A 13,092-nucleotide genomic window follows, 5' to 3' on the forward strand; every position below is an offset into this window, starting at 1 on the left:
ACGAGATAAACGTAGAGAGCAGAGAGGAACGAAAAATGGCCAACGCCCAGTTATTCCAGAACGCGCAACAGACCGGAACCGTGCCAACGGCCCTGGCACGCAATGCCGAAGGCGCACCAGCCTACGCGCTGACGCCCCGGCATCAGCTGGCGCAATATGCGGCCACCGGCTGCCTGAACACGACGTTTTATGCCAGTGCCGAAGCGCAACTGGCACACGTACTCGAGTTGTGCCAGGCGGTCGAGCCGGCCTTCATCGCGCAGACGGCCGTGTACTGCCGCGAACGGGGCTACATGAAAGACATGCCGGCCCTGCTGGTGGCCGTGCTGGCGGGGCAGGGCGCTGCAGAGTTCGCGCCGGCCTTCCAGCGTGTGATTAACAACGGCAAGATGCTGCGTAACTTCGTGCAGATCATGCGCTCGGGCGCAGTGGGCCGCAAGTCGCTGGGATCGCGTCCGAAAAAGCTGGTACAGGCATGGCTGAACGGCGCTTCGGAACAGGCTTTGCTGGCCGCCGCCGTCGGTAACGCGCCATCGCTGGCCGACGTGGTGAAGATGGTGCATCCGAAACCGCAGGAAGCGTGGCGCGCGGCCTTCTTTGCCTGGCTGATCGGCAAGCCGTACGATGCCAAGGCACTGCCGTCTGCGCTGGCCGCGTTCGAGGCGTACAAGGCAGACCCGGCGCAAGCGATACCGGAGGTGCCATTCCAAATGCTGACGGCGCTGCCCTTGAGCGCGCAGGATTGGGCGCAGATCGCGACCCAGGGCAGCTGGCAGATGGTGCGCATGAATCTGAATACCTTTGGCCGCCATGGCGTGTATGCGATAGCCGGGATGCCTGAGCTGATTGCGGCCAAGCTGCGCGATCCCGAGGCGATTGGCCGGGCACGGGTGTTTCCGTATCAGCTGATGTCGGCTTACATCGCGGCCGGCGAGAACGTGCCGGCCATCGTGCGCGATGCGCTGGAGCAGGCGCTGGAAATATCGCTGCTGAACGTGCCGCGGATCGCGGGCAAGGTGGTGGTATGTCCTGACGTTTCCGGCTCGATGTCTTCGCCCGTCAGCGGTTTTCGCGGCAGCGCCACGTCGAGCGTGCGCTGCATCGATGTGGCGGCGCTTGTGGCGGCGGCCATGCTGCGCAAGAACCCGGATGCCACGGTGCTGCCGTTCGAGCATAGCGTGGTGCAGTGCGGTCTCGATGCGCATGGTAGCGTGATGGCCAACGCGGCCAGGCTGGCGGCCATCGGTGGCGGCGGCACCAATTGCAGCGCACCGCTGCTGCGCATGAACAGCAAGAAGGAGCTGGCGGACCTGGTGATTTATGTGTCCGATAACGAATCGTGGATCGATGCCAAACGCAGCGGCGCCACGGCGACGATGGGACAGTGGAATGTCTTCAAGCAGCGCAATCCGTGGGCAAAGCTGGTGTGCATCGATATTTCGCCGCATGCCACCACGCAGGCAATGGAGCGCGAGGATATCCTGAACATCGGCGGTTTTTCCGATGACGTCTTCAAGATCATCGCCGCCTTTGCTTCCGGCCAGCTGGACCCCGCTCACTGGGCGGGAGAAATTGCCGCCATCGATATGGCGCCAGGTTGTTGAAGTAAAGTGCATGAATACGGACAAGACTACATAACAGACGTCTTGTCCAACCTTGTCATGCGCTGCAGTGCCCCGAATGCCGACAGGATTACATCGATCAGCCGCGTCAAACCGGCCTGCCAGGTGCAGTGAGCCTGGCAGAAAATCCTGTCCCACCTTGTCGGGTTGTCCTACTGATTAAAATACAAGATGAGAGAAGCGATGAAGAAAGAAGAATACGAAGTCCTGCATACCGAAGGCAGCCGTCCCGTGAAAATGTGGACCCGTGGCGTGCCTGTTGAAGAAGCGGCCAAAAAACAATTGCGCAATACGGCGACCCTGCCGTTCATTTACAAGCACATCGCCGTCATGCCCGACGTCCACCTGGGTAAAGGCTCGACCATCGGCAGCGTGATTCCCACCCTGGGCGCCGTGATCCCGGCGGCCGTGGGCGTGGACATCGGTTGCGGCATGATGGCGGCGAAAACCACGCTGACAGCGAATGATCTGCCCGATAATCTTGGGCCGCTGCGCAGCGCCATCGAACGCGCCATTCCGCATGGGATGTCGCCGAAGACGCGTGGCCACCGTGGCCGCGACGTGGGTTCCTGGCATACGCCGCCTTCCGTGGTCGATGCCGCGTGGCTGCAATTGAAGGACGAATTCGATGCAATCTGCCTGAAGACGCCGAAGCTGAAGAACACGAATAATTATCGTCACCTGGGGACTTTGGGCAGCGGTAACCATTTCATTGAAGTCTGCCTCGATGAACAGGGTGCCGTATGGTTCATGTTGCATTCCGGTTCGCGCGGCGTGGGTAATGCCATCGGCATGCATTTCATCGAACTGGCCAAGCAGGATATGCGCACCCACTTCATCAACTTGCCCGACCAAGATCTGGCTTACCTGGCCGAAGGCACGCAGCATTACGACGATTACGTGGAAGCGGTTGGCTGGGCGCAGCGGTTTGCGCGCAACAACCGCGAAGTGATGATGCAGAACCTGATCGCAGCCGTGCGCACGGTCATCCATAAACCGTTCCAGACGCACGTGGAAGCCGTTAACTGCCATCATAACTATGTGCAGAAGGAGCACCACTTTGGCAAGGACGTGCTGGTCACGCGCAAGGGTGCCGTGTCGGCCCGCGCCGGCGAACTGGGGATCATTCCCGGTTCCATGGGCGCGAAGAGTTTTATCGTGCGCGGCAAGGGCAATGCGGAGAGTTTCCATAGCTGCAGCCACGGTGCGGGACGCACGATGAGCCGCACGGAAGCGAAGCGGCGCTTCAGCCTGGACGACCAGATCCGCGCCACGCAAGGCGTGGAATGCCGCAAGGATGAAAACGTGATCGATGAAATTCCGATGGCCTACAAGGATATCGATGCGGTAATGCTGGCGCAGCGCGAACTGGTTGATGTCGTGCATATCCTGAAGCAGGTCGTCTGCGTCAAAGGTTAATAGAGAGAAAGAAGAAATGATAGAAATTGATGGAGCGCAAGGCGAAGGCGGCGGACAGATTTTGCGCTCGGCGCTAAGCCTTTCGATGATTACGGGGCAGCCATTCCGGCTGACGAATATCCGCGCGGGGCGGGAAAAGCCCGGCTTGCTGCGCCAGCATCTGCTGGCCGTGCAGGCGGCAGCCGCCATTTGCGGGGCGCGTACGACGCCGGTGGCGCTGCGCGCAGCGAGCCTGGAATTCGCGCCGGGCCCCATTCGCGGCGGCGATTACCGCTTTGCCATCGGCAGCGCCGGTAGTTGCACTCTGGTATTACAAACCTTGCTGCCGGCCCTGCTGCATGCGGATGGGCCATCCACCGTGCGCATCAGTGGCGGCACGCACAATGCCATGGCGCCGTCCGTCCATTTTTTGCAGCGTGCGTACGGCCGTGTCCTGGAACAGATGGGCGCCGAGATGGAGATTACGCTGCAACGCTATGGTTTTCATCCTGCCGGCGGCGGCGAGGTGATGGCCACCGTGCAACCGTGCCAGCGCTTGCGGCCCATCGCGTTGCTGCAGCGCGGTGAACGGAAGGCAGGGTATGCGGAAAGCGTGGTGGCGGGCGTGCATGTGCAGGTGGCGCACCGCGAGCTCGAGCGTGTCGCCAGCGTCATGGGCTGGAGTGGCAAGCAGCTGCACCTTGTCGGCTTGCCGGCGGAGCAGGGACCGGGCAATGTCCTGCTGTTGACGCTCGAGCATGAGCATGTCACGGAAGTGTTTACTTCTTTCGGCGAAAAGTCCTTGCTGGCCGAATCGGTGGCCAAGCGCCTGTTGAACGAGGTGCGCGCCTATCTCAAGACGGATGCGGCTGTCGGCGAGCACCTGGCTGACCAGCTCTTGCTGCCGATGGCGCTGGCCGGTGGCGGTAGCTTCAGTTGCAACAAGGTGTCGCAGCATGCGCTGACGAATGCGGAAGTGATTGCCCGATTTTTGCCCGTGCGCATCACTTTCGAGCAGCAGGAGCGGGGCAGCATCTGCACGGTGACCGCCGCCTGACGCGCGTGGTGACACAACTACGTGTTGCAGCTGTTCCAAATTGATACATGGGCGGCCGGATGTGGGGCATATGTGCATGGCATGGCATTTGCTCTTCTTGGATATTGACTAAAAAACCAAGGAGACCAGCATGACCTATTCCATTCGTACCCTGCTCGGCGTGGCGGCCGCCGGCGCCGTTGCCCTCACTTCCCTGCTGACCTTGCCGCATGCCTATGCGCACGGCAATGTCACGCCACAAGGCGTCGACACCACGGGCTTGCCCAAGGTGGGCGACAAGTGGCTCGAACAAAACCCGTATCGGGGCAACAAGCTGGCCTTGACGGTGGGCACCTCGGCCTACAACCAGAATTGCGCCCGCTGCCACGGCATCGAAGCCATCTCGGGCGGTATCGCGCCGGACTTGCGCCAGCTGGACCGCGATTGTTTCGGTATCAAGAATGAGACAAAGAAACAGGCATGCTACAAGGAGACGGACAATTACTACCTGACCACCATCCGCCACGGTAAAGTACGCAATGGCGCCGTGTACATGCCGCCGTTCGAAGGCGTGTTCAACCAGGAAGCCATGTGGGCCATCAAGACCTATCTGGAAACCCGCCGCGAATCTAATTAAGTCGAATTGATCACGAAGGAGTCCCATGCGTTCATTTCAACTCCGGGGTGCGCGCGCGATGATCTCGCTCGCTTGCCTGGCGCTGTGCGCAGCCGCGCCGGCGCGCGCCGACTGGCAAAAAGTGCAGCAGTCGGGCAGCCTGAAAGTGGCTGTGTACAACGAGTTCGCGCCATTTTCCGACAAGGGGGCGGGCATCGATATCGACATCGCCGAAGCGCTGGCGAAAAAGCTGGGCTTGAAACTGAGCTTGCTGCCATTTCCCGCCGGCGAAAACCTGAACGACGATTTGCGCAATATGGTGTGGAAGGGGCATTACCTCGGTTATGGTCCCGCCGATGTGATGCTGCATGTGCCGGTCGACAAGAAGTTGATGGCGGATAACGACAAGGTCGAGATATTCGCGCCATACTACGTGGAAACCGTGCGCCTGGCGCGCAGTGCGCAAGCCGTGCCGCAATTCGATGGCGTCGCTTCGCTGGCTGGCAAGCGCATCGGCGTGGAAAAGGTCTCGATCGCGGCCATGCTGATGCTGGGTGAAGACAATGGCAAGTACCGCGACGATGTGCGTATTTTCGACACGGCTGCCGAAGCCTTGCAGCAATTGCAGGCGGGTCAGCTCGACGCCGTGCTGGCCAACCGTTCGGAAATCGAATCGGTGCTGAAAAGTGATCCCGCTTTCCCCATGAGCGAAGTGGCGTTCGCCCGCTTGCCGCGTGCTGGCTGGGCCGTTGGCCTTGCCGTCAGCCGTCAGCAGCTCGACGTGGCGAAATTGCTGCAGGCAGCCATGAACGAGATGGCGGCCAGCGGCGAATTAAAAACCATCTTTGAGAAATATGGCGTGAAGGAAGCGCGGCCTTGAAGTAGCTTGCTTGAGTTTACAAGCCCGCGCATCGGAAGACGCACGGGCTTTTTCATGAGAACGCCTGAAAAATGTTCAGGGCAATGCAACGCCGCCATGGACTTTTTCTCAGGTGTTCTTAAAAGGAGTATTGGGCGCTGACACCTAGCAACCAATTGCGTCCCGGCGCCGCTTCATAGTAGCGTTTGTTGCTGTCGCCGACGATGACGGAACCCACGTAGGTCTTGTCGAAAAGATTGTTCAGGCGGGCAAATTCCTTGAAGCGCCAATTACCCACGTTTTGTTTGGCGTTGAAGCGCGCATTGAACACCGTATAGCCGGGTGCCGGTTTTTCGATGTTGCTGTCTTCCGCGTAGACCTGATTGCTTGCCACGCTTTCCAGCGCCGCGCCAAAGCGGTCGAACGTGTCTTTCCAAGCCAGTTCCGCGAACAGGTTGGCGCTGGGCACGCCCGGCAAGCGGCTGCCTTCGCGCACGCTGCCAAACGCCTGGTCATACACGGCGTGCAGGCTGGTGAGGGCCACTTTTGTCGTGAAGCCATACGGCAGGTTCGAATCCAGCGACACTTCCATGCCCTGGCGCAAGGTTTTACCCGCATTGCGATAGCTGGTGCGCCCGCCGCTGGACTTGTCGACCACCAGTTCGTCGCTGGTCTTGATCTGGAACACGGCCGCGTTCACGTGGGTGTTGTTATTGATCCTGGCCTTGATACCCGCTTCCAGGTTGGTGCTGGTGGCCGGTTTCAAGTTGAAATTGAAGCCGCCGGCCGTGCCCGAGTAAAACAGTTCGTTCAGGGTAGGCGCCTCGAAGCCGCGCGCGGCGCTGGCGTAGACGTTGACGTTCGGCGTCAGTTTGTACAGCAGGCCCAGCACCGGCGTCGTATGGCTGAACTCGAGGCTGCCACTATCGTCACCATTGCTGAGATAGTGGTCATCGACCGCCACTTTCATCTTGCTGTAGCGCAAACCTGCGCTGAGCAGCCATGGGCCGCTTTGCCATTCCGCCTGGATATAGGGATCGAGGCTGGAGACGACATTCTGCTCGTCGCGGCGCAGCTTGCCTTTTACGCCAAACGTGTTGCCGACGTAATTTTCATAGCCCGTGCGATCATCGCTGGAGCGGCCATAGTCGATGCCGATGGTCGTGCTCAGCTTGCCGCCAGCCAGCTGGTTCACATGCAGCCAGTTGGTATCGATGCCATAGAACTGTCGCTGGAAGTCAACCACACCGCCTGAATGGCTGGGCGGCGCCTGGAAGCCTTTGGTAAAAGCCTGGTACTGGATCACGTCGCGGTTGCCGCCATACACCATCACATGCAGGCGGTCATCGCCGAACGATTGTTCATAGGTGGCCCCGATTTGCTGGTGGTCGATGCTCTTGCGCGTGTTGTAGCGTTCGGCCAGGGTGCGTTTCGGATTTTGCGTATCCGTCGCGTCGATTTCGCCGGCGCGCGGATCGGCGGCAAACGTGGGCCAGGTGGCACCCAGCGGATCTTGCGTGTTGCCTTGATGCAGGCTGTTGGCGACGATGGTCAGCTTGCTGTCCGCCGTGGGCTTGACGGTGATCTTGCCGAATGCCTGTTCGCGCGTGGCGGCGCTGTGGTCGCGGAAGCCGTCCGTGCGGAAACGCGAGCCGTCGAGCACGTAGCCAATGCCGCCTGCCTGGCCTTGTGCCGTCAAGTCCACCTTGCTGGTGCCGTAGCTGCCGCCCGTGACATTCAGTTCGACGGACGGGGGATTTTGCCCATCCATGGAAAACAGCTGGATCACGCCGCCCGAATGGTTGCCGTAGATGGCAGAAAACGGTCCGCGCAGCACTTCGATGCGCTCGGCCGTATCGAGGTTGAAGGTGGCGGCCTGACCCTGGCCGTCCGGCATGCTGGCAGGAATGCCATCGCTGATCAGCTTGACGCCGCGCACGCCAAAGGCCGAGCGTGCGCCGAAGCCGCGCGACGAGATTTGCAAGTCTTGCGCGTAGTTCTGGCGGTTTTGCACGACCAGCCCCGGCACGGCCGCCAGCGCTTCTGACGCGTTGACGCGGATTTGCCCATCCTGGATGCGGGCGCTGTCGACCACGTCGATGGACGCCGGCACTTCCTGGCTGGGGTGGGCGATGCGGCTGCCGCTGACGACTACCGTATCCATCAGTTGCCCGTTGGCCGGGTCAGCTGCCTCGGCGGCAAAGACGTGGGGGGCCAGGGTGGCGCTGCCGGCGACAAACAGGCTGGCGATGGTGTTCAGGCGGAAACGATGCTGCATGCGGATTCTCCAATGTGAATAAAAGCCTGCTTGAGCGCGTGAGCGCCACAGGTCTGCATAGTTGTATCAAGCAATATGCCTGCCATGTCTCCATTGGTGGGCGGAAATTATACGCGTGTCAGTGGCACGGCGTTTGCATACAGCAATGTTCAGATGCGCCGATGCAGCGCGCTTTTCCTGTGTTTTTCCATTGAAAAGGTGATTATGCCCAACTTCTTCTCGCGCTTGCGCCAGGTGTGCTGGCTGTTGCCGGCGCTCGCCAGCACCGCCGTCCAAGCCGCTCCCTTTGCCTATGTTCCCAATGAAAAGTCGGGCACCTTGAGCGTGATCGATACGGCCACCGACCAGGTCGTGCGCCAGATCGTGGCGGGCAAGCGTCCGCGCGGTATCGCCGCCGACCCCAGCGGGCGGCAATTGTTTGTCACTGACGCAGCCAGCAGCGCCTTGCTGCTGATCGATAACACTGGCGGCGCGCCCGTGCGCACGGTGGCGCTGGGCAAGTCGCCCGAAGGCGTCAGCGCCTCGCAAGACGGTAGTCATGTGGCCGTGGCCGTCGAGGAAAACAATAGCGTGGCCTTGCTCGACGGCCATACGGGTAGCTTGCTCGCCGACATCCAGGTGCAGGGACGCAATCCGGAACACGCCGTCTTCAGCCCCGATGGGCGCTGGCTGCTGGTCAGCGCGGAAGAGGCCGAGCAAGTCGATGTCATTGATGTGGCGCAACGCCGCCAGGTGGCGTCCATCGCCGTGGGATTGCGTCCGCGCGGCATCGGCTTCAGTCCGGACTCGGGCCGCGCCTATGTGGCGTGTGAACTGGTCAATGCCGTGTATGTGATCGACATGGCCGCGCGCAAGGCGATTGCCACCATTCCAGCTGGCAAGAATGCGAATGGTATCGCCGTCCACCCCAGCGGCAGGCAGGTGTATGTCTCGAACGGCATCGACGGCACGGTGATGGTGATCGATACGGCCAGCAACAAGGTGACGGCCACCATTCCCGTCGGCAAGCGCCCGTGGAATATGGCCCTCACGCCCGATGGCGCCAAGCTGTACGTGGCCAATGGCCGTTCGAACAGCGTTTCCGTCATCGACACGGCCAGCGCGCAGAAGGTGGCCGATATTACCGTGGGTGAATTGCCCTGGGGCGTGGTGATTCGTTGATGCCTTGGTGGCACTGGCGCAGGTGTTCCAGTCTGGTACACCTGTTCCATTGTGCAGCGGCGACGGAGCGGTGCAGCAGGGCTGGCGCGGATTGGAACAGGACGGCGCCACCTTGTTCAAAACGCACACACACCCACGCCTGCCTTCTTGCCCGGGGCGTGCGCTGAAAAGCGCGCCGGTGTTGACGCCACGCCCTTGTAACAAGGGTAAAACCGGCTAAGTTTGTAGTGGGATGGTGAGCTGGCACGGCATTTGCGGAAGACTCCGTGTACTCCCCCCATCTGTACCAGGACGTTTGATTTTAATTAAGTAATTCCATTCTAATTAACCCGATAGAGGACGACATGAATCTCGCAGACATCAGCAAACTGGGCGTAGCCAATCCCTTCAAACAACGCTATGACAATTACATCGGCGGCAAATTCGTTGCACCAGTAAAAGGTGAATACTTTCCCAACATTACGCCGATCACGGGCTTGCCGTTTTGCGAAATCGCCCGTTCCACGGCCGAAGACGTCGAGCTGGCGCTGGACGCCGCGCATGCCGCCAAGGATGCCTGGGGCAAGACTTCGCCTGCCGAGCGCGCCAATATCCTGAACCGCATCGCCGACCGCATCGAACAGAACCTGAGCCTGATCGCCACGGCGGAAACCATCGACAACGGCAAGCCGATCCGCGAAACGATGAATGCCGACATTCCGCTGGCCATCGACCATTTCCGTTACTTCGCCGGATGCATCCGCGCGCAGGAAGGTTCCGTCGCACAAATCGATGCGGAAACCTATGCCTATCACTACCATGAGCCGCTGGGTGTCGTGGGGCAGATCATCCCGTGGAATTTCCCGATTCTGATGGCCGTGTGGAAACTGGCGCCAGCCCTGGCCGCCGGCAATTGTGTCGTCTTGAAACCAGCCGAGCAGACGCCGGCATCCATCATGGTGTTGATCGAGCTGATCGGTGATCTGCTGCCGCCGGGCGTGCTGAATATCATCAACGGTTTCGGCCTGGAAGCGGGCAAGCCGTTGGCGTCGAGCAAGCGCATCGCCAAGATCGCCTTTACGGGCGAAACGGGCACGGGCCGCCTGATCATGGGTTACGCCGCGCAAAACCTGATTCCCGTCACCCTGGAGCTGGGCGGCAAGTCGCCGAACATCTTCTTTGAAGACGTGATGGATGCCGACGACGAGTATTTCGACAAGTGCCTGGAAGGCTTCACCATGTTTGCGCTGAACCAGGGCGAGGTGTGCACCTGCCCATCGCGCGTGCTGATCCAGGAATCGATCTACGAGAAATTCATCGAACGGGCCCTGAAGCGCGTGGCCGCGATCAAGCAGGGCAATCCGCTCGACTCGTCCACCATGATCGGTGCGCAGGCGTCGCAGGAGCAGCTGGAAAAAATCCTGTCCTACCTCGACATCGGCCGCCAGGAAGGCGCGGAAGTGCTGGCCGGCGGCGAACGCAACACGCAGGCGGGCGACCTGGAGGGCGGCTACTACGTGCGTCCGACCGTGTTCAAGGGCAATAACAAGATGCGCATCTTCCAGGAAGAGATTTTCGGGCCGGTCGTGTCCGTGACCACCTTCAAGGATGAGGCTGAAGCGCTGGCGATCGCCAACGATACCTTGTACGGCCTCGGTGCCGGCTTGTGGACGCGCGACGGTTCGCGCGCCTTCCGCATGGGACGCGCCATCCAGGCGGGCCGCGTGTGGACCAATTGCTACCACCTGTATCCAGCCCACGCCGCGTTCGGTGGCTACAAGCAGTCGGGTATCGGCCGTGAAAACCACAAGATGATGCTCGACCACTACCAGCAAACGAAGAACTTGCTGGTGAGCTATAGCCCGAAAGCGCTGGGCTTCTTCTAAACCGGTACACGCGCCGCGCCTGCAACCGGGGCGGGGCGCGCAGAAAGGGATGCCATGAGTGCAGCAATCGCCCGGGTGGTCGCCACCGATGCGGCGCTGGAAATGATGGACAAGTTGCGCCAGCGTCACGGCCCGCTGATGTTTTTCCAGTCGGGCGGCTGCTGCGATGGCAGCGCGCCCATGTGCTACGCGCTGGGCGAGTTCGATGTCAGCGACACCGACATTTATCTCGGCAATTTGAATGGCACACCGTTTTACATGGGACTCGAGCAATTCGAGTACTGGGAGCATACCCAGTTGATTATCGATGTGGTCGATGGCAATGGCGGCATGTTTTCACTCGACAACGGCACGGGCAAGCGCTTTTTGACGCGCTCGCGCCTGTTCACCGATGAAGAGTGCGCGCTGTTGCATGCCCAGCCGCATGAGCACCGCAAGACCTGATACACACACATACTAATAAAACAGAGGGAGATGATTGTGCAGAAAAAAATCATGGGGATCGTCGTCGGTTTGAGTGTCGCCTCGTTGGTTCAGGCGGCCGACGTGGGCAATGTCACGAATGCCATGCTCGACAGCACGGCGAAGAATCCGGCCAGTGTCCTGTCGTTTGGCATGGGCACGCAGGGCCAGCGCTATTCGCCGTTGACGCAAATCAATGACAAGACCGTGGCCAAGCTGGTGCCGGCCTGGTCGTTCTCGTTTGGCGGCGAAAAACAGCGTGGGCAGGAATCGCAGCCGCTGATTCATAACGGCAAGATGTTCGTCACGGCATCGTATTCGCGCATCTTTGCCGTCGACTTGAAAACGGGCGCCAAGCTGTGGAAGTATGAGCATCGCTTGCCGGACGGCATCATGCCCTGCTGCGACGTGGTCAACCGCGGCGCCGCCCTGTATGGCAACCTGGTGATTTTCGGCACGCTCGACGCCTATCTGGTGGCGCTGGACCAGAACACGGGCAAGATCGTCTGGAAGGAAAAGGTCGACGATTATGCGGCAGGCTACTCGATGACGGCCGCACCGCTGATCGCCGAAGGCTTGCTGCTGACGGGCGTGTCGGGTGGCGAATTCGGCATCGTCGGCCGGGTCGAGGCGCGCAACCCGATGACGGGCGACCTCGTGTGGAGCCGTCCGACGGTAGAGGGCCATATGGGCCACCGCTACGACAAGGATGGCAAGGCCATCGATAACGGCATTTCGGGAACGGTGAACAAGACCTGGCCGGGCGACCTCTGGAAAACGGGCGGCGCCTCGACGTGGATGGGCGGCACCTACGATCCGCAAACCAAGCTGGCGTATTTCGGCACCGGCAACCCGGCGCCGTGGAACAGCCACTTGCGTCCCGGCGACAACCTGTACTCGTCGTCCACCGTGGCGCTGGACGTGAAAACGGGGCAGATCAAGTGGGCGTATCAAAACACGCCGAACGATGCCTGGGATTTCGATGGCGCCAACGAATTCGTTACCTTCGACATGGATGGCAAACGCTACGGCGGCAAGGCCGACCGCAACGGTTTCTTTTATGTGATCGACGCCAGCACGGGCAAGCTGCAGAACGCCTTTCCGTTTGTGAAGAAAATCACCTGGGCCAGCAGCATCGACCTGAAGACGGGCCGGCCGAACTACATCGCCGCCGGCCGTCCTGGCGACCCGACCAAGGGAGAGGAGGGCAAGAAGGGCACGACCGTGTTTGCCGCGCCCGCTTTCCTCGGCGCCAAAAACCAGATGCCGATGGCGTACTCGCCGCAAACCAAGCTGTTCTATGTGCCGGCGAACGAATGGGGCATGGACATCTGGAACGAGCCGATCAGCTACAAGAAGGGCGGCGCCTTCCTCGGTGCCGGTTTTACCATCAAGCCCCTGTTTGACGACTACATCGGCGCCATGCGCGCCGTCGATCCGAAGACGGGCAAGATCGTCTGGGAAATCAAGAACAACGCGCCGCTGTGGGGCGGCGTGATGAGCACGGCCGGCAACCTGGTGTTCTACGGCACGCCGGAAGGTTTCCTGAAAGCCGTCGACGCGAAGACGGGCAAGGAGCTGTGGAAATTCCAGACGGGCTCCGGTGTCGTGGCGCCGCCCGTCACCTGGCAGGATGGCGACACGCAATATGTGGCCGTCGTATCCGGCTGGGGTGGCGCGGTGCCGCTGTGGGGTGGCGAAGTGGCGAAGAAAGTCAACTTCCTGGAGCAGGGCGGTTCCGTGTGGGTCTTCAAGCTGGCATCGAAGTAACGGGGTGAAGCATCCGGGCCACTCG

10 protein-coding genes are annotated in these 13,092 nt (G+C 60.7%); 9 read left to right on the top strand and 1 reads right to left on the bottom strand.

Annotated features, from left to right (window positions below):
- The first annotated feature begins 35 nt into the window (after positions 1-35).
- The 5 genes from AC3IQ7_RS05870 (at position 36) to AC3IQ7_RS05890 (ending at position 5,552) form a co-directional block, all read left to right on the top strand.
- A complete protein-coding gene (locus tag AC3IQ7_RS05870) occupies positions 36-1,604 on the top strand; it encodes a vWA domain-containing protein (RefSeq protein ID WP_489208591.1) in 1,569 nt (522 codons plus the stop codon).
- A gap of 201 nt (positions 1,605-1,805) precedes the next feature.
- Complete coding sequence (locus AC3IQ7_RS05875) at positions 1,806-3,041, top strand: RtcB family protein (protein ID WP_489208592.1); 1,236 nt, start codon at positions 1,806-1,808, stop codon at positions 3,039-3,041.
- Positions 3,042-3,057: 16 nt separating this feature from the next.
- Positions 3,058-4,077, top strand: coding sequence for an RNA 3'-terminal phosphate cyclase (gene rtcA, locus AC3IQ7_RS05880; protein ID WP_489208593.1), 1,020 nt, complete (start codon positions 3,058-3,060; stop codon positions 4,075-4,077).
- Positions 4,078-4,207: 130 nt separating this feature from the next.
- A complete protein-coding gene (gene pedF / locus AC3IQ7_RS05885) occupies positions 4,208-4,693 on the top strand; it encodes a cytochrome c-550 PedF (protein ID WP_035824926.1) in 486 nt (161 codons plus the stop codon).
- A gap of 25 nt (positions 4,694-4,718) precedes the next feature.
- Complete coding sequence (locus AC3IQ7_RS05890; protein ID WP_489208594.1) at positions 4,719-5,552, top strand: substrate-binding periplasmic protein; 834 nt, start codon at positions 4,719-4,721, stop codon at positions 5,550-5,552.
- Positions 5,553-5,670: 118 nt separating this feature from the next.
- Here the strand turns inward: AC3IQ7_RS05890 and AC3IQ7_RS05895 are convergent, their stop codons facing one another.
- Positions 5,671-7,809, bottom strand: coding sequence for a TonB-dependent receptor family protein (locus AC3IQ7_RS05895; RefSeq protein ID WP_489208595.1), 2,139 nt, complete (start codon positions 7,807-7,809; stop codon positions 5,671-5,673).
- Positions 7,810-8,013: 204 nt separating this feature from the next.
- On the opposite strand from AC3IQ7_RS05895, the gene AC3IQ7_RS05900 reads away from it, so the two are divergent.
- The 4 genes from AC3IQ7_RS05900 to AC3IQ7_RS05915 all read left to right on the top strand — a co-directional run bounded on the left by AC3IQ7_RS05900 (position 8,014) and on the right by AC3IQ7_RS05915 (position 13,067).
- Positions 8,014-8,970 carry a beta-propeller fold lactonase family protein gene (locus tag AC3IQ7_RS05900; protein WP_489208596.1) on the top strand — a complete coding sequence of 319 codons (957 nt, stop codon included), beginning with the start codon at positions 8,014-8,016 and terminating at the stop codon, positions 8,968-8,970.
- A gap of 344 nt (positions 8,971-9,314) precedes the next feature.
- Positions 9,315-10,835 (top strand): aldehyde dehydrogenase, encoded by a 1,521-nt coding sequence (gene adh, locus AC3IQ7_RS05905; protein WP_425252509.1) that lies wholly within the window; start codon positions 9,315-9,317, stop codon positions 10,833-10,835.
- Between the two features lie 54 nt (positions 10,836-10,889).
- On the top strand, positions 10,890-11,279 hold the full coding sequence (locus AC3IQ7_RS05910; RefSeq protein ID WP_034756816.1) for a DUF779 domain-containing protein: 390 nt from the start codon (positions 10,890-10,892) through the stop codon (positions 11,277-11,279).
- A gap of 51 nt (positions 11,280-11,330) precedes the next feature.
- Entirely contained in the window at positions 11,331-13,067 is a 1,737-nt protein-coding gene (locus AC3IQ7_RS05915) for a PQQ-dependent methanol/ethanol family dehydrogenase (RefSeq protein WP_322429412.1), read from the top strand.
- The last annotated feature ends 25 nt before the right edge of the window (positions 13,068-13,092 follow it).

It is taken from the genome of Janthinobacterium sp. GL_088, assembly GCF_057837845.1.

Excerpts from the sequence above, each read along its gene's own strand:
- adh (WP_425252509.1), top strand. The coding sequence starts at position 9,315 with ATGAATCTCGCAGACATCAGCAAACTGGGCGTAGCCAATCCCTTCAAA.
- rtcA (WP_489208593.1), top strand. The coding sequence starts at position 3,058 with ATGATAGAAATTGATGGAGCGCAAGGCGAAGGCGGCGGACAGATTTTG.
- AC3IQ7_RS05900 (WP_489208596.1), top strand. The coding sequence starts at position 8,014 with ATGCCCAACTTCTTCTCGCGCTTGCGCCAGGTGTGCTGGCTGTTGCCG.
- pedF (WP_035824926.1), top strand. The coding sequence starts at position 4,208 with ATGACCTATTCCATTCGTACCCTGCTCGGCGTGGCGGCCGCCGGCGCC.
- AC3IQ7_RS05870 (WP_489208591.1), top strand. The coding sequence starts at position 36 with ATGGCCAACGCCCAGTTATTCCAGAACGCGCAACAGACCGGAACCGTG.
- AC3IQ7_RS05915 (WP_322429412.1), top strand. The coding sequence starts at position 11,331 with ATGGGGATCGTCGTCGGTTTGAGTGTCGCCTCGTTGGTTCAGGCGGCC.
- AC3IQ7_RS05910 (WP_034756816.1), top strand. The coding sequence starts at position 10,890 with ATGAGTGCAGCAATCGCCCGGGTGGTCGCCACCGATGCGGCGCTGGAA.
- AC3IQ7_RS05895 (WP_489208595.1), bottom strand. The coding sequence starts at position 7,809 with ATGCAGCATCGTTTCCGCCTGAACACCATCGCCAGCCTGTTTGTCGCC.
- AC3IQ7_RS05875 (WP_489208592.1), top strand. The coding sequence starts at position 1,806 with ATGAAGAAAGAAGAATACGAAGTCCTGCATACCGAAGGCAGCCGTCCC.
- AC3IQ7_RS05890 (WP_489208594.1), top strand. The coding sequence starts at position 4,719 with ATGCGTTCATTTCAACTCCGGGGTGCGCGCGCGATGATCTCGCTCGCT.